The 17707-nt window shown below is 47.4% G+C and carries 15 protein-coding genes; 3 read left to right on the forward strand and 12 right to left on the reverse strand.

Going from position 1 to position 17707, the window contains the following annotated elements:
• The first annotated feature begins 51 nt into the window (after positions 1–51).
• Both CS562_RS22080 and CS562_RS22090 read left to right on the forward strand, forming a co-directional pair.
• Positions 52–1644, forward strand: a complete 1593-nt coding sequence (locus CS562_RS22080) for a catalase (protein WP_099858227.1) — start codon at positions 52–54, stop codon at positions 1642–1644.
• A 467-nt stretch (positions 1645–2111) separates the two neighbouring features.
• Positions 2112–3467, forward strand: a complete 1356-nt coding sequence (locus CS562_RS22090) for a right-handed parallel beta-helix repeat-containing protein (protein ID WP_099858229.1) — start codon at positions 2112–2114, stop codon at positions 3465–3467.
• A 214-nt stretch (positions 3468–3681) separates the two neighbouring features.
• Here the strand turns inward: CS562_RS22090 and CS562_RS22095 are convergent, their stop codons facing one another.
• The 10 genes from CS562_RS22095 to CS562_RS22140 all read right to left on the reverse strand — a co-directional run bounded on the left by CS562_RS22095 (position 3682) and on the right by CS562_RS22140 (position 13784).
• Positions 3682–3963, reverse strand: a complete 282-nt coding sequence (locus tag CS562_RS22095) for a DUF6809 family protein (protein ID WP_099858230.1) — start codon at positions 3961–3963, stop codon at positions 3682–3684.
• A gap of 227 nt (positions 3964–4190) precedes the next feature.
• Positions 4191–4931, reverse strand: a complete 741-nt coding sequence (gene yaaA, locus CS562_RS22100; protein WP_099858231.1) for a peroxide stress protein YaaA — start codon at positions 4929–4931, stop codon at positions 4191–4193.
• Between the two features lie 215 nt (positions 4932–5146).
• The gene (locus tag CS562_RS22105; RefSeq protein ID WP_099858232.1) at positions 5147–6025 is read right to left on the reverse strand and encodes a prohibitin family protein; all 879 of its coding nucleotides are present in this window, start codon (positions 6023–6025) and stop codon (positions 5147–5149) included.
• Complete coding sequence (locus CS562_RS33045) at positions 6003–6161, reverse strand: hypothetical protein (protein ID WP_180287201.1); 159 nt, start codon at positions 6159–6161, stop codon at positions 6003–6005. Before CS562_RS33045 ends, CS562_RS22105 begins: the two co-directional genes overlap by 23 nt.
• A gap of 306 nt (positions 6162–6467) precedes the next feature.
• On the reverse strand, positions 6468–7526 hold the full coding sequence (locus tag CS562_RS33570) for a cell wall hydrolase (protein WP_257219579.1): 1059 nt from the start codon (positions 7524–7526) through the stop codon (positions 6468–6470).
• Positions 7527–7807: 281 nt separating this feature from the next.
• Entirely contained in the window at positions 7808–9025 is a 1218-nt protein-coding gene (locus CS562_RS22120; protein ID WP_076288250.1) for an MFS transporter, read from the reverse strand.
• Positions 9026–9139: 114 nt separating this feature from the next.
• Entirely contained in the window at positions 9140–9955 is an 816-nt protein-coding gene (locus CS562_RS22125) for a carbohydrate ABC transporter permease (protein ID WP_063565626.1), read from the reverse strand.
• 178 nt (positions 9956–10133) lie between these two features.
• Positions 10134–11006, reverse strand: coding sequence for a carbohydrate ABC transporter permease (locus CS562_RS22130; protein ID WP_175383100.1), 873 nt, complete (start codon positions 11004–11006; stop codon positions 10134–10136).
• A 3-nt stretch (positions 11007–11009) separates the two neighbouring features.
• Positions 11010–12284 carry an ABC transporter substrate-binding protein gene (locus tag CS562_RS22135; protein ID WP_099858234.1) on the reverse strand — a complete coding sequence of 425 codons (1275 nt, stop codon included), beginning with the start codon at positions 12282–12284 and terminating at the stop codon, positions 11010–11012.
• A gap of 318 nt (positions 12285–12602) precedes the next feature.
• Entirely contained in the window at positions 12603–13784 is a 1182-nt protein-coding gene (locus CS562_RS22140) for an LLM class flavin-dependent oxidoreductase (protein ID WP_099858273.1), read from the reverse strand.
• A gap of 509 nt (positions 13785–14293) precedes the next feature.
• Here CS562_RS22140 and CS562_RS22145 point away from each other — a divergent pair.
• The gene (locus CS562_RS22145; RefSeq protein ID WP_063565624.1) at positions 14294–15166 is read left to right on the forward strand and encodes a helix-turn-helix transcriptional regulator; all 873 of its coding nucleotides are present in this window, start codon (positions 14294–14296) and stop codon (positions 15164–15166) included.
• Positions 15167–15292: 126 nt separating this feature from the next.
• Here the strand turns inward: CS562_RS22145 and CS562_RS22150 are convergent, their stop codons facing one another.
• Both CS562_RS22150 and CS562_RS22155 read right to left on the reverse strand, forming a co-directional pair.
• Positions 15293–16192, reverse strand: coding sequence for an NUDIX hydrolase (locus CS562_RS22150; RefSeq protein WP_257219580.1), 900 nt, complete (start codon positions 16190–16192; stop codon positions 15293–15295).
• Between the two features lie 32 nt (positions 16193–16224).
• On the reverse strand, positions 16225–17592 hold the full coding sequence (locus CS562_RS22155; RefSeq protein ID WP_099858236.1) for a nucleotide sugar dehydrogenase: 1368 nt from the start codon (positions 17590–17592) through the stop codon (positions 16225–16227).
• Positions 17593–17707 lie beyond the last annotated feature (115 nt).

A 17707-nucleotide genomic window follows, 5' to 3' on the forward strand; every position in this document is an offset into this window, starting at 1 on the left:
GACCACAGGGAAAATATATACAGAAATCCAACTTAAGGAAAGGTGGTCTCTATGGATAACCATTCTTCACAACCTGATCATTCCTCAGACAAGGCACCCGAGACATTAACGGATCGGCAAGGCCATCCCATCACGGACAATCAGAATGTTCGAACCGTCGGCAGTCGAGGACCGACTACGCTGGAGAACTATCATTTTCTCGAAAAGATCACCCATTTTGACCGTGAACGCACCCCGGAAAGGGTTGTCCATGCCCGCGGAGCTGGCGCTCATGGTGTATTTCAGGCGTATGGAACGGCCGGGGATGAACCGGTATCGAAGTATACTCGCGCACGTCTGTTTCAGGAAAAAGGTAAAGAAACGCCCGTATTCGTTCGCTTCTCTACGGTTATTCACGGTGGACATTCACCGGAGACACTTCGGGACCCGCGCGGATTTGCTGTAAAATTCTATACCGAGGACGGCAACTGGGATCTGGTGGGCAACAATCTGAAAATCTTTTTCATACGAGATCCGCTCAAGTTTCCGGATATGGTACATGCCTTCAAGCCCGACCCGTTGACCAATGCACAGGATATGGAACGGTTTTTCGATTTCGTTTCTCTCAGTCCTGAAGCCACCCATATGATTACGTTTCTCTTCTCCCCTTGGGGAATTCCGGCCAACTATCGACAAATGCAGGGGTCGGGCGTCAATACATACAAATGGGTGAATCAGGAAGGCACTGGCGTGCTCATTAAATATCACTGGGAGCCGCTCAATCAAGGCATACGCAACCTGCTCCAGAAGGACGCTAGCGATATTCAGGGACAGAACTTTAACCACGCCACACTCGACCTGTATCACGCCATTGAACAAGGAGACTATCCGGAATGGGAATTGTGCGTTCAGGTTATGGAGGACGGCGAGCATCCCGAACTGGATTTCGATCCGCTGGACCCAACCAAGCTGTGGCCGCCAGAGCAGTTTCCATTTTTGCCGGTTGGGAAAATGACACTAAACCGCAATCCAGAGGATTACTTCAATGAAGTGGAACAAGCAGCGTTTGGCACAGGTGTACTGGTGGATGGACTGGATTTCTCGGATGATAAACTGCTGCAAGGACGCACCTTCTCCTATTCGGATACCCAGCGTCACCGGGTGGGTGCGAACTATCTGCAACTGCCAGTTAATGCACCGAAAAAGCGGGTAGCCACCAATCAGAGCGGCGGGCAGATGCAATATCAGGTCGATCGGGCGCCAGGTCAGAATCCACACGTCAACTATGAACCTTCCTCGTTGGGTGGCTTGAAGGAGGCAACTCCACGCGGCAAGGAACATGAACCTCTGATTGAGGGGCGTCTTGTTCGTGAAAAAATTGAGCGTACCAATGACTTCGGACAAGCCGGAGATACCTACCGTTCGTTTGAAGATTGGGAGCGAGACGAGCTGATCAGCAATCTGGTAGATGCCTTAGCCACATGCAAACCGGATATCCGCGAGCGCATGATCTCCCATTTCACACAAGCGGATGCTGATTATGGACGCAGGGTAGCGGAAGGATTATCGTCCGTCTCAACGGATGACAGTGCTACGGTTCAGCCCAAGCATGAGCCCACAGTGGAACAGGCCGCTAAGCGCAGCCATGAAGCAGATCCGTATTAAGCACTGGCTGATAGGTTAAGGCATATTTTAAGGTAACGGACATGTTATATAGGAACGTATAGGTTCGTTAATTAACCCTCGGTAGCAAAGACTGCTTGTGCAGCTTGCTATCGGGGGTATTTGGCGTTCCAACCTGAGCAGCCTGTGAGCTGTTCGCGTGAGGCCCTTCTATTTTTATATTTATAAAGTTGATTTCAGCAGATTGGAGATATGGATCATGATGTTTGCTAGGAAAAGGGGCTCTTTCTACGTTCATTTCAGATGATCCCCTGTTAAATGAGGGACATGAACTGAGCGCAAGATTATGCGCTACTCATATAAATTTCCATTTCCGACCAGTTATTCAAGGCTTGTCAGCAGGTTGAGTCCATCTGATCAAATGATTATTGATGATAACGTTTACAACATTTACCATGAACCTGTGTCCTTTAGGACTTCATTTCCCAATTACTAAGGAGGTTTGCTTAATGAAATTATTCCCAATTACTTCTGTTCATGCATCATCTCAACGTTCGCTGAAATCGAAAATGACTCACATCTGCCTAAGTGCCGCGTTCCCTCTATTATTGCTCGGCGGTGGATCGGCTGGTGCGGCGGAATTGATCGAGAGTGGACTGCAAAATCCCTCTGATTCTGTAGCTGCCTCCAGTACTACACTCGCTGCAGGTGATCTATATGTCGCTCCTGGCGGCTCGGCCAGCAATCCCGGAACCCTTGCGAGTCCTACATCACTGGCTAACGCGCTGACACAAATCGCACCGGGTAAAACAATATATCTGCGCGGTGGCACCTACAGCTTCTCGGAAACGGTTACGATTGAGCGAGGCAATAGTGGTACATCGGGACAACGCAAAAATCTGGTGGCATATGGATCGGAAAAGCCTGTCTTTGATTTCTCGGCCCAAGCCTTCGCTTCCACCAATCGTGGGCTGCAAATGTTCGGAGACTACTGGCTCGTCAAAGGGCTTGAAGTGAAGGGTGCGGGCGACAACGGTATCTTTATCGGGGGCAGCTACAATCGTCTGGAACAGATCGAGGCTCACCATAACCGGGATACCGGGATCCAACTGGGGCGTTATGCTTCGACTGCGGCAAACAGCGAATGGCCTGCCTATAATGAAATTATTCGCTCCTATTCCCATGATAACTATGATCCGGATGACGGAGAAGATGCGGACGGCTTTGCCGCCAAATTGACGGTTGGCCCAGGCAACCTGTTCGACGGTTGTATCGCTGCCTATAATGTAGACGATGGCTGGGATCTGTACAGCAAAACAGATACGGGCGCCATTGGCGTCGTAACGATCCGCAACAGCATCTCCCATCACAACGGGCAGACTTCAGACGGCACATCCACAACCAACAGTGACGGCAACGGCTTCAAACTGGGCGGCGAGAAAATTGCGGTGAATCATATTGTGGAGAACAGCATTGCTTTTCAAAATAAAAAGCACGGCTTCACCTATAACAGCAATCCAGGTTCCATTCAGATGAAAAACAATACATCCTGGCAAAATGGTCAAAGTAACTTTGCCTTTGATGTAGGCACACATATCTTCACCAACAACCTGTCCTTCGAAGGCGGCGCCAGCGACAAAACCAGCGGAACCGACGTCAGCAGCACCAACGTCTGGTGGAAAAACAAAAAAAGCGTCAACGACAAAGGCCTGCTCGCCAGCGCAGCCGACTTTGTCTCCCTCGTACCTTCGGTGACACGCAGCGCGGATGGAGCCCCTGTATTGGGTAACTTCTTGAAGCTTGCCACAGGCAGTGATCTAATCGGCTCGGGTACGCCATCAGGTACGAATATTGGTGCGCGGTAGATTAGTTAGACAGCTGTAGTTGAAAAGTTCAGGATTAAACACAAAATCCCCTTTCCATTCCAGTCTGATTGCTGGTGATGGATTAGGGGATTTATGGTTTTTGAATGATCGGGCAGTCACAGTGCTAGTTGCTTATGTTTTTGACTTTTGTGGGCCTGGTTTTGAAAGTTGAGATCTGCCCTGCTCGCTTCTAGGTAAGGCTAATCGTTTGCGCTCATGCTCTGCACAAAACCTCGATCATCAACCTACCGCCTGTACGGAAACCTTGCTCAAACGCTGCTTCCACGTACATGGACGTGGATTGCCCGATCAAGTCTACCAATCCTTCCAATGCATCATATTCATTCTCGCTATGCTGTATCTTATAGTTCTGCATAAAATCCGAGATCCGGCGATTGATCTTCTGATACTCGGCATGCTCAGGATGAATCGACTCGTCCAACCGCAGGTTCCCGTAAAACAAATCTTCGATCAGGTTTGGCATGTTATCCTTCATAGTAAGGTCACCTCAGGAAAATTGTACATGAAGGAAAGAAGCAAGGTGAGCTTTTAGCGGGAAATCCGCTAGTACTGTTTTATAGTTTATAACTAGGTTGAATCGATGTTTAAGTTTAATCACGTTTCTAACATAAAATGATATCTTATCTTTCTATTGTAAACCTTAATAGTTGCCACAAACGTAGCGAACTTTTCAACGGTTATATTTTAATGGCTGGCTATTAATCAATATATGAATACATAATTACTCCCATCCGACTTCTCTTCTGAAAAAACAAAGTCTAACCGATCAAAGTTTCTAATATCCTCCACATCTGTAATCTTACGCTCTGCCATATACCGTACCATCTCACCTCTAGCCATTTTGGCCCGCGTTGCCTTTTCAACAAGCTTCCCATCGACCATTTGTCCGAATACACATGTAATGAACCGGGTTTCCTCGCTCAGAAAAGGCGTGATGTTTTTGCTATACTCTTTGGAAGCCAAATTCAGGATACAGTCGCTTTCCGATTGAAGCTGATCTGCCAATTTGCTGCCCCAGAATTGATAGAGTGACTTGAAACCTGGACCTTGCAGCTTGCCCTGCATCTCCAAACGATAAGGGGTAACCCCATCCAAAGGCCGTAACATGCCATAAAAACCGGATAATATGCGTAAATGCTCCTGAAGATACGCCAGTTCCTCATTTTGAAAAACACCTGGCGCCATATACTGATACTGAATACCCTCATAGGCATAGATGGCTGGGGTAAGATTTGCTTTTATATTCATATTCCGAATCCGCTCCACGTTCTGTTCGGCGATTGCATCGTTACACTTCCACATCGCTTTGAGTTCGTCATAGGATAACTTTTGAAGCAGACTCAACAGCTTTTCTGACTCTTTTATAAACTGCGGCATCTGCGCGATCGCCATAAAATCGGTATCGATCTTCATCTTTTTAGCTGGTGATATAATAATTCTCATCGTGCTGATCCATCCTTAATCTACCGTTGTTTTTGTCGTTATTCATTGTACAGGATTGGACAGGTGAATCCAATGTCTAGGCTTAACTAAATCCCTCATGTTTCCTTTGAAAAGACTCAAAAATGAACAAGTCAGCCCACGATTGGACTGGCTTGTTCATTAGAATTCAACAGATTAAATTGTTGAAAAAGTAAGGCGTGCATTTCAAACTGCTATTAGGGAGATACGCTCCCCGCGCCGCTATTTTGCTCTACTTTAGTAGTCGGTAATTGAATCATTGGCGTATTTGACCCACTTACATATGGAAGGGCTCCATCCCATTTCTTGATGGTTTCATATTCAACGAGTTGACTCGATAATGATTGTTGGAGCTCTTTATTGGCTTTAGCTTGACCCTCTGCTTCAATCAATAGTTTGTCTGCATTACCTTGCGCTTCCACGCGCTTACGTTCTGCTTCTTTCTTGGCGATCTCAAGTTCAGTCGTTTTACGTTCCAGTTCTTGAGAGGCTTCAACACGCTTATCGATTGCTTCCTGAGTCTTAGCATCAGGTTGAGGAACACCTACGGTAACGTTAGATACAATAAAGCCTAACTCTTTAACGTCATCAGAAAAACGTTGTTGGACATCCACTCCTGCTTCGGATGACTTCTCACCATAAACATCAATGACTGTAAACTTGGAAATACCTTTACGAGCTGCGTCACGGAAACGTGTTTTGAGATATGTATCCTCAATTTCTTGAATGCTAATTGGCCCAAATGTATTGAAAATAGAAGATACTTTACTTGGTTCTACTTGGTAGTTGTAAGCAAAATCAATTGTGATGTTTTTCCCGTCAGAAGTGGCAATCTGAATATCTCTGTATTCAACCGTTTGAATTCGGATCGGATATTTCGTTACTTTATCAAACGCTCCAACGAGTTTCCATCCTTGACTCAGTGTACTATCTTTTACGCCTCCATTGGGTGAATAAACGACCCCAACATATCCATTAGGAATTCGTGTTAAAAAGAAAGTCACCAGTAACACTCCCACAATAATAACCAAGGCAACCGTGATCGCCCCTACCCTAAAAGTCTTTGAATTTTTCATCATCATTCTCCTCTTGTTTGAATTTATTATATTTCTTCAGAACTCTACTACCTATTTTATTGAATAGCGGGATCATTAATGCCCATAGAATAAATGCTAGGATAAAGATTAAAATGATTCCCCCAATAAATGGCATATTCATCCTCCCCTCTATGGATGTAACCGAGTACAAATTTATAAATAGCAACTAATTATATCCTCCTTTATATATACTTTGTAAATTCGTATTCGGTTTCAATGATATTCAGACACCATTCCAATATTCTTCTACCGCTGTCAATTGAAAAAGAGGGACATAATAATACGGAAGCTTTCCCCAATCCCCTCGCCTGCACAACCAAAATATAAAAGAAACCCCGGTAGCACGTCTGCATTCAGCAGCGTACAGCCGAGGTTCATCATTTTCATTTCATATAATACATTATTTATCTCTTAACCTAACTCACCTTGTAAAATCATGCTGCCCAATCGTCAGCAACGTTGGTCTGCTCTTACTCCACAACGAAGTGGCAATTTTCGGATTATAATAATAGAGCGCTCCGTGTGTCGGGTCGGTGCCATTCAAGGCTTTACGAGCTGCCTGATAGGAAGTCTGGGTTGGTTTTGTATTAAACTGTCCATCGTCTATGGCCGTGAACTGCCCTTTTTGGAAAATTACTTTCGGAATTGATGACGGGAATGCATTTGAATGCACTCGGTTCAAGACAACCGCGCCTACAGCAACCTGTCCTTCAAAGGATTCTCCGCGCGCTTCCCCATGGATCAGCTTTGCGAGCTGGCGCAGCGTATTACCTTGTGCTGCAGCCTTCTTGTTCAGTCTGTTCAGTGTTGCTGGACCTGCAATTCCATCCGCACTCAACCCCTGAGCCTGCTGAAACTTACGGACAGCCCCTTTGGTAATAGAACCGTAATATCCGGTCAATCCAGCTTTGAAATACCCCAGTTCGTTTAATTGCTCCTGCAATTGCAGCACATGTTCACCGCGAACGCCCTGTTCCAGCTTCTGCGCCCCGGCAGACGGAGCTGCCATCGTAAGTCCAAGAACCATCGCGAAGGCACCGAGAAGCACACTGACTCGTCCTGCTCTTTTGCCAGCCTTTCTCCCCCTGCGATGGGTGACTTTTCGGCTGACGTTAATAGGTTCCATGTGGTCAGTGCTTGTGTGCAAATCATGCAGATCAAGCCTCTCATCCCCGCTATCTAATCTAAACTCTTCATCAAGGCTGTAGATATAGCTCGTCATCTTCATCTGGTTCATTTCTTTCATCTCTCTAACAGGAGTAAGATCAATCACATCATATCTCCCATTTATCTCACTCATCCTATCGTTGGCATTATAGCTGTACATCACATTCATCCCGGCATTCTCTATCACACGTATCCGTTCACACACGCTATTCTGTCCACTCATCATTTGCTTTTCATTCATTTTATTCTTCTCATTCATCATATTCTTTTCAATCATTTCATACGTTTGATCCATTTCATTAATGTTCTTCATGATTAGATTAACCTCCACTTTTCTGAATCCAGATCCCACTTCTTCCCCCTGAATCCTCACGGCCCTACATCCCGAGTGTCATTATAGGATATAGAAAAAGTGACGTCTATCGGACCGATGGCGCAGGCGAAAATCCACTCCACACACAGCAAAAAGAGGCATGAGCCCATGGTCACGCCATGGTCATGCCTCTTCTTGTATCAACCTTCTGCCGCTTGTCCAGCCCATTATAGGCGTAGGCAGGCAGACCCGCACAAAAGTTGCGTTGTATTTATTGACATTTATTCTGCAAGTTCCAGACCCTTGGTTTCCCGGCCCAGGAACAGCACAGCCGCTGCCCCAATAAGGATGGTCACGAAGAAAATCGTGAAAATCAGGCTGATTGCAACCTCACGCTGAACCAGCATACCAACCATTAATGGAGCAAGCACGCCCCCAATCCGGCCTACCGATGTGGCAAGACCCACACCTGTTGAACGAACGGAAGTGGGGTACAATTCCGGACTATACGCGTATAGACCGCCCCAAGCTCCCAGATTGAAAAAGGAAAGACAGATACCTGCGGTCAGAATCGTCGCTTCCGTTGTTGCCAGTCCAAAAGCAATCGCACTTACTGCTGTCAATGTAAGATAAACGACAAGTACAAATTTGCGGCCAAACCGCTCAATGAAGTACGCCGCTGTGAAGTAACCTGGCAGCTGTGCGATCGTCATAATCAGCACGTACTGGAAGCTTTTGACCAGCGTAAAGCCTTTTGCCATAACAACCGACGGCAACCAGAGGAACATACCATAATAAGAGAAAATGACGGTAAACCACAAGATCCAGAGCATCAACGTTGTGCGGCGATGCGGTGCTGACCATACGGTCGCAACCTTTTCGCGGAACGTGATTTTCTTAATCTTGGTATTGTTCTTGTAACGAGGCGGGTCCTGAATGGCACGGCGCAGATACAGCGCATAGAACGCTGGAACGGCACCAATGGCAAAAGCAATTCTCCAGCCATATTCCGGGATAACAAAGTTGGCAATGAGTGCCGATACAATCCAGCCACCTGCCCAGAAACTCTCCAACAGTACAACTGCACGTCCACGTTCTGCTGTAGGCATCGACTCCGATACCAACGTAGATGCAACGGGCAGCTCCCCGCCGAGGCCGATACCTGCAATCAGACGTAGTACACACAATACGGCGAATCCGGTCGCCAATGCTGACAGGCCACTAGCAATTGTAAATACCAGTAGGGTCCACATCAAAATTGCCTTTCGGCCGAAACGGTCCGCGAGTGCCCCCGCAAGCAATGCACCTAGCGCCATACCGATGGAGTTGATACTCGTAAGCACCCCGACTTGTCCGGGACTGAGACTCCATTCCTTGGCGAGTGCAGCCACGATGAAGGAAATCATGCCGACTTCCATTGCATCAAACAGCCAGCTCATGCCGGCACTGAACAGCAGCTTGCGCTGCTTGGGATTCCGCAATACTTCCAGTTTGCTCATGTCTTATAGCTCCCTTGATCTCTATGTAGTCATTCTGACACTAAACCATTATTATGCAGAATGATCCAGAAATCAATGTAAAATACGCATATCCGTTGATCTTCTTCCCATACCTTACCCCTTGAGTGAACCCGCTGTCAGGCCTGCTACAAAATAACGCTGAAGCAGAATGAACAGCACGATCATCGGAATGGCTGTTACCAGCACACCGGTGAGCATCATCGGATAGTTCGTCACGTATTCCCCGCGGAACTGCATGAGTGCGAGTGGTAACGTTAGCTTGGACTTACTGCTGAGCATTAGCATCGGAATGAGCAAGTCATTCCAGACCATCACGAGCAGGAACGTGGCTGTAGCTGCCAGAGAAGGTGCAGCGAGTGGTAGCGCAATTCGTGTATAGAGCCTCCACTCGCTTGCTCCATCCATACTGCCAGCTTCCAGTATTTCCGCATTCAGCATACGCATAAAACCCGTCAGCATAAATACGGAGACCGGCATTAACATCGCGGCTGATACTACAATGAGTCCTGTCAGACTGTCCGACCACCCGAGCGTACGCGTCAGAGAATAGATCGGCAGCATGCTCACTTGGGAAGGAACGATTAGACCTGCAACAAACAAAGCAAACACAATTTTGCCCACGCTGCCACCCCAGCGGACAATGGCATACGCAATCATGCTGCTGAGCAATAACTCAATCGCAACCGTGCCCAGCGTCACGACCAGACTGTTCCCGAAATACTGCCACATCGGCTGATTGCGAAACATGCCAGTGAGATTATCCCACGTAAACGGGTCCGGCCAGCTAAATGGACTGATGAAGAAGTTGCTGCTCGTTTTGAACGATGACACAAATACAAAGTACAGCGGCACAAGAATTAACAGGGCGTACACCAATAGGATCAGTCGATTGAACCATTTTAAAACCATAGGAACCCCCTCCCTTCTTCTTTAAGTCTTTTAGGTCTGCTCAGGCATCGTTCTCATTCAAGTTTTCTGCCCTAAAGTCATTTCAACGTAATGAAATCCGGAACTCGTTCAATAATTCGTTTAACAATTAGAATACTCACGACTCACCTATTCACGAACATATCAATCCGTCCAATCGTTAATAGCTTACCCGGTCGGCACGCAGCGCTTTGAACTGCAATAACGTCAGCAAAGCGAGCAGAACCAGGAAGATCATCGAACCCGCAGAAGCGAGGCCAAATGAATAGCTGCCAAAGGCGGTGTGATAGATATATGTCGTCAAAATTTCAGTAGCGTAGTTCGGTCCTCCGTCTGTCATGGTGAAAATGAGGTCAAACGCCTTGAACGATTGAATCGTCGTATAGGCCACAACAATCGTTGCCGAAGGTGCCAGCAGCGGCCAGGTCACGGTACGGAATACCTGCCATTTGCTGCCGCCATCCATACGTGCTGCTTCATACAGCTCTGCCGGAATACCTTGCAGACCTGCGATAAACACGATCATCATCTGCCCGGCATGCGCCCAGACTTGTACAGCTGCAATCGAGTAGATGGCGATCTTCGGATCACCAATCCAGTTGTGGGCCATGCTCCCCATACCTGCCTCGTTCAATCCATAGTTAATCAGCCCGATCGAAGGATCGTACATAAATGCCCAGATCAGACCCACCGATACAGAGGACAGAATCGCAGGCAGAAAATAGAGCGCCCGGAGTGCGATGCGTGTCTTGGTGTTACGTACCAGGAGCAGCGCCAGAACAAGTGAAATAAAGGTTTGCGCAATGACAACCGTTAACATGAACTCGACGTTGTTGCCAAAGGCTTTGCGAAATACGATGCTGCTGAGACTGTCCTTGTAATTATCCAGCCCTACAAATGCATACGACGGGGATACCCCGTCCCAATCCGTAAAGGAGTAGAACAGCCCCGTCAATGTAGGAAATACGAACAGTGCAACGTACAGCAGCAACCCGGGTAACAAAAACAGGGATAGCTGAATACGGTTCTTCATTGTTTATTTCCCGATATGCTGATCAATGATCGCCTGTGCCTGCTGCGCTGCTTCTTCAGGAGAAGTGCCGCTCAGTACAGCCTGAATGGAGTTGGTTACTGCTTTCTGATTATCTCCGTTCAGGATAGTGAACCGTGGCTGGAACACGGTCTTTTTGCTCGCCCAATCTCCGGCAACCTGGAGCTCAGGTGTATCGTACTTCACATCATTCACTGTTACATTCTGTCCCGTCTGGTTCGCATATTCGCCAGCCACTTCCGGATTGCTCAGAAATTCGATGAACTTCTTCGCTTCTTCGGGGTGTTTGGACTTGCTGTTCACCGCAAGCATAAATGTCGTGGTATGAACGCCTTCATACTTCGCCTGATCGGCACTCACCGTAATCGGTGCAAGCAGCTTCTGCTCCAGATTCGGGTTCTGCTGTTTGTTCTGAGCCAGCTGATAAGATCCGCTTGCCAGCATGGCTGCTTTCTCCTGGATAAAGAGTGCTCCCGCTGCCGGGTCTTTCGTTCCCAGTGCGTCCTGCTGGAAGTATCCTTTGTCGTTCAGTTCTTTGATCTGGGTTAATGTTTTCACCCAAAACTCATCCGTCAGTTTGGCCTCTCCGGCTTCCACTTTGGTAAAAATGTCGTCACTTGGTGCATTGTTCATCACCATCGTATTCATGAATTGGCCCGGACCAATATCCGCTCCAGCAAATGCAATCGGAATAATGCCGTTGTCTTTCAGCGTCTGGCAGAGTGCCAAGAAGCCTTCCCAATCCGTCGGTGGTGTCAGTCCATATTTTTCGAACAGCTTCACATTATAGATTGGATCGTTGTATACGAGTTGATAGGGAATTGCATATTGCTTGCCATCGTGCTGGCCTGCTTCAATCAGCTTTGAATTGTAGGCCGACAGAAACGATGACCCGGTCAGATCGGTGAACAATCCGGCTTTGGTGAAGGCTTCGAACTGTGCACCAGGGAAGGAAGCAAATACATCTCCAACTGAACCATCACTGATTTTGGATTGTACAGTGGATTGATATTGGTCCGAAGGAAGAGTCTGCATTTCCACATGGATGTTCGGATTTTCCTTTTCAAACGCATCAATCGTCTTGTTCAATGCTTCCACATCCTCTCCACGCCAGTGCATGAAGCTGATCGTTACTTTGCCCGAACCGGAGGAATCGTTCCCTCCTGATGCCGCGTTATCCTCGGCGCCGCAGGCAGACAGCAGGATGGACATCACCAGCATACTGACAAGGGGAAGGATATATTTCTGTTTTTTTCTCATGAAAAAAGGCCTCCTGAAGGATGTTATATAAGTTAAACAATGATTTTACACTGGGCACTCCGAGTGCAGTACCATCTTCCGATCGCTGTTATCACCGAATTTCTTTGAATCATCTCTATAAATGGTTAAAATCTCGGGATAGCGTATGCTTCCGATGTAGCTTTCTTCCAGAAAGCTTTCAGGCGAGATGATGCTTACGAAGTAGCTTTCTTTCAGAAAGCTTTTAGCTCCGCTTCTTCAGATCGGTTCTGCCCTCTCCGTTAAAGTGTAAAAAAGGGGCACTTACTTAGAATTGGTAGTAACTTAGTTGGTAGTAACTTAGTTGGTAGTAACTGAATGCTTCTTCTGTCTTGTTTTCCACTTCTCACGAATGATGGGCATAACCGTGCGTCCGAAAATTTCGGCTTCTTCCAAATGCGGGTACCCGGATAATATAAATGTGGTCACGCCCAGATCTCCATATTCCATCAATCGTTCTGCGACCTGTTCCGCTGTACCGACAATGAGGATCGCTCCGCCTGAACGAACAACGGATAACCCTGTCCACAGGTTTGGCCCTACAACGAACTGCTGTTTCTCGGACAGCTCCCGCAGCTCATTCTGTCTGCGTTGGTTGGTTGCATCCGTCTCTGCGAAGGCTGCTTTGGCTTTTTCGATGGCCTCTGGTGGGACTTTGCTAATAATCTCCCAAGCCGCCGACCATGCTTCTTCTTCCGTATCCCGGATGAGTACTTGTGCCCGCATGCCGTAACGCAACTGGCGATCTTGTCCGGTTTCCTCTTGGATCTGTTCGCGAATGACTTCAATTTCTTCGATCTGCTCCTGAATCCAGTCATGAGGCTCGCCCCACATGAGGAATGTATCTGCGTGTTCAACAGCGACCCGTTTGGCAATCGGTGAACTTCCACCCAGGTAGAACGGCGGATACGGCTTTTGCACCGTTTCAGGCATGCCTACCGGACCTTTGAAATTGTAATACTTACCATTAAACTCCGATTTGTCTTCGGATGCTTCCTGATTCGACTGAGCACCACTTCCAGCAAACTCGGTCAGATTGAGCCCGGCCGATTGTGTCCATGAACGCTTCATCACTTCCATGTACTCGCTCGCCCGTTCATAACGTTCATCATGGGCATGAGCCAGTGGATCTCCCAGTTCCTCCAAATCCCGAACCGAGCTGCCTGTCACCACATTGATCATGGCACGACCGCCAGACAGTTGATCCAGTGCCGCTCCCATTCGTGCCGCCAATACAGGGGTGACCAGACCTGGGCGAATGGCCACAAGCGGACGCAGTGTTTTCGTGTGACTCATGACAGCCGAACCCACAAGCCACGCATCCAGACAGGCTCCACCTGTCGGAATCAATACAAATTCAAAACCTGCCGTCTCCGCTGTCTGCGCTACTTGAACCAAATAATCCAGGCTCGGTTCACGCTCCGGGGCAACCCCTACATATTTTCCGTCTCCTGCTGTAGGCAAAAACCAACCAAACTTCATCTCTTCCTGTTCGCTCACGCAAGTCAATCCCTTCTATAAATAAAGTCTCATGTTAAAAATAAGATCGGTGTTGTGCACATTGGCCGTTCCGGTTACGAATCGTTCTTTCGATCACTGTTATCTCCAGATTTTTTTGATTCCCTTTTCAAAGGGGAAAATCCGGAGATAAAGGTGAACGCGTTGCTTCTTCAGAATCGATTTCGTCCCCTTCACTACGTTCGCACTCGTTAAACCTTATTTTTAAGTACGCCTAATTTCTAATCATTTTATAAGTACGTACACTCCCAAATGCCGATTAATTAACTTGGTTTAATAGGTATGGACATCATAACAATTGATTTGTCTGTGAGCAATGTCATTTCGCGGTAATTTTATTTTGTCATTTTGTGGTGAATTCACAGGAATAGGTCTTCTCGATCTTGAATATTTACAAAACCCACCTGTATAATAGGTTATAAGAGAAACTTTCAGAGATTACAAACTATACTTATATTAAAGAGGTGTTCCTGATGATCGAGAGCATGAAGGAGGACCACCACGAGTTTTTGGATATTATTTTTTTTACTCCGTCTGAATTCGAGAAAGCCGGGGGAGCATGGCCGATTCGAATCGGTCGTAATATAGCCAAGAGCAACTATCATATCGGCCCGCGAACGACCCCTTTTCATTATTTGATTTTTGTTCTGGAGGGCGAGGGAACTTTCATACAGAACGGACATCGTTACTCCCTGCGTGCCCGTGATGCTTTCTGCCTGTATCCACAGGTTACCCATGAGTACTGGTCTGACCCAAAAGAATCTTTGCACAAAATTTTCATTGCCTTTGATGGAAAACATGCGGCTGAACTTTTGGCACGAATCGGGCTTACTCCGGACGCACCGCATCGCTCAGGCGTACTTACTCCAGAGACGGCAAGTGGCATGCGTGCTTTTATGGAAGAGGTTCGCAAACCTCAGGGAGGCGCAAGCGACCTGGGACGACTTACCCGTTTTCTCGGATTGTTTGACCGGATTGCCAAATCCCCTGCTACCCGAGTGCTTCAACCAGACTCTGCCACACCCTGGCTGCAAAAGGGCAAGGAGTACATGGATATTCACTTTGCCGGCGGCATTACCGTGGAAGGTGTATCTTCTCACGCTGGCGTGGATCGGACCCATTTTGCCAAACAATTCCGTAAAGCCTACGGCCTGTCTCCTGTCCAGTATATTCAACGTCTCAAAATGAATCAGGCCAAACGGCTGCTTGTTCAGACCCCGTTAACGTTAACTGAAGTAGCGCATTCGGTGGGTTACCCTGATCTGTTTTCTTTCTCCAAAGCGTTCAAAAAGCAGGTGGGTCTGCCACCCAACAGATATCGAACCGCCGAGAACAATAAAAGCTGATTTGTCGCCAGCCGCATGCTAACGAATAGCAAAAAAGGCAAGCCTCCTTGATCGGAGACTTGCCTTTTCCTCATTACATATTACAGTGCTCTTTCTTAAACTGCATATACCTAATATATACAGCCGCTACTTCTTCTCCTCGCTCTTTCGAGCCAGCGGAATTCCGTTTTCCTTTGCATACCATGCTTCATAATGATGCACTGCGACACCTGCAAAAGAGGAATGAGAAGCACCGAGATCAAACACTTTCTTCATTTCTTCGTCCATATTGGTGATAGATTTGCTGAAAAAGGTTAGATGATCACCCTCATGCGTATCAGCCAGTTCGGCTCCAACCCATACCTTCTTGCCAAGCTCATCCGCTTCATCCAGCTCTTCCTTGGACAGATCATACATCTGCTGACCACTATCCCGATAGGCCATGATGGCTACCGCATCAAAGTGATCAATCACCCAGCGGCTGAATGTACCTCCGCCTTCTGCCGATTCGCGTACATCCAGCCAGAAAGGGATCGCGGCGCTCATGTAGAGTCCGGCATCCTTACCAGCTTTGGTCCATGCCTTCATGTTGTCGCTCCACTCCGCAATAACGCTATTCTGCTCGTTCTCCCAGCGTTTTAGCTGATAAGGCTCAACATCCAGCTGAATTCCCTCAAAGCGTTCATTTTTGGCGGAAGCTGCATTATATGCCCGTACTTTTTCAATAAACGCAAGTCCCTCTTCCTGCTTCTCCGTATAGGCCCAGTCGGCATGACCGTTAAGGGCATGTACTTCGATCTCAGCCTGCCGCGCAGCCGCGATGAATTTGCGGTATGTCGCATCGGGTACCTCATCCTGAATTTGCAGGAAAATGGTGTCTACACCCTGCGCTTTGGAGAAGGAGATAATCTCAGGCGTCTGCTCTGCAATAATGGAAGCGTCCCACAGCCAGGTCGCTTTGTGTTCCTCATGTGAAAACCATTTGAGTAGCCAGGGCAGAAGAAGCAGGCAGAACAGCAGGGCCAAGATGGCCCATTTTGCCTTCACCGACAGTTTGCCCCACTTGTTCGTTATATTCCTCAGACGAGCAACGCTTCACTTGGCTCAAGCACAGGGTGCTGTACCGAATGACCAATCTTGTAAATGTGCGGATGTGAATACGTTTTGAACGCATTACGTGTATCCAGAATTGGCACACCCATCTCGGCAATATCAAAGTAAGGCAAATCGCTGTGGTTGGTGATCAGCACGATGCAATCGTACTTCTTGAACTGCTCCAGATTGAACGCTTCGCTATAAACCGTCTCGCCATGTTTGTCCCGGAACGATTCAGCATGTGGATCATAATAGCTGACATTGGCTCCACCTTCCTTGAACTGTTCATAGATTTCCAGTCCTGGAGATTCACGCAAATCGGCAATATTTGGCTTGTACGACATACCGAGCAACAGAATGTTGGATTTACGTACCGATTTCGCGTACTCATTCAGAATGGTTGATGTTTTGTTCAGTACATAATATGGCATATTGTCATTGGTGGATTGCGCCAGCTCAATGAACTTGCTGTAGAAACGGAATCCTTTAGCCTTCCAGGACAGGTACATCGGATCAAGCGGGATGCAGTGACCGCCGATGCCAGGGCCCGGATAGAAAGGCATGAATCCAAACGGCTTCGTCGCAGCTGCGTCGATAACTTCCCAGATATCGATGCCCATACGGTCACACATCATGGCCATTTCATTAACAAAGGCAATGTTGACGCTGCGGAACGTATTTTCCAGCAGTTTGGACATTTCTGCCACTTTTGGTGAAGATACAGGTACAACCGTTTCAACGTATTTACTGTACAACGCTGTTCCCAGCTTGAGGCAAGCTTCAGTTGTGCCCCCGATTACTTTTGGTGTATTAAAAGTAGTGAATCGTCCGTTGGACGGGTCCACACGTTCAGGCGAGAAGCACAAGAAGTAGTCTTTACCTGCTTCGTGTCCGATTTTGTCTAGCTCATCCTGGATCAGTTCTTCCGTTGTACCCGGATAAGTAGTGCTCTCCAGTGTAATTAGCATGCCTGGTTTCATGTGCAGTTTAATCTGATCCACCACTGTCTCGATATAAGACGTATCTGGGTCCTGATTTTCACTAAGTGGTGTAGGTACACAGATGCTCAACGCGTCGATCACGCGCAGCATGCTGTAATCCGTTGTAGGCTGGAAGCGGCCGCTTTGCATCACTTTTTTCAATTCATCGGACGAAATATCGTGAATATAGGAATCTCCCTGATAGATGCTCTCCACTTTGGATGCATCCAGATCAATCCCGATTACCGTGAAACCCTGATTGACCATTTCCACCGCAAGTGGTAATCCTACGTAACCGAGCCCGACCACGCCGAGCACCGCTTCTTTATTTTCGATCGCATTCAGTAATGTGTGGAATTGTTGATTCTCCATGATATTCCCTCCGGGCAGTGTATTTGTTTGGTTGATTGACGAATCCATTTGATAGATGTTTGTCTGTAGATGTACTTGTTTGTCTAATAAAGATTAATGAAGGATAGCTGTTTCT

It is taken from the genome of Paenibacillus sp. LK1, from assembly GCF_002750415.1.
Taxonomy (GTDB): Bacteria; Bacillota; Bacilli; order Paenibacillales; family Paenibacillaceae; genus Paenibacillus; species Paenibacillus taichungensis.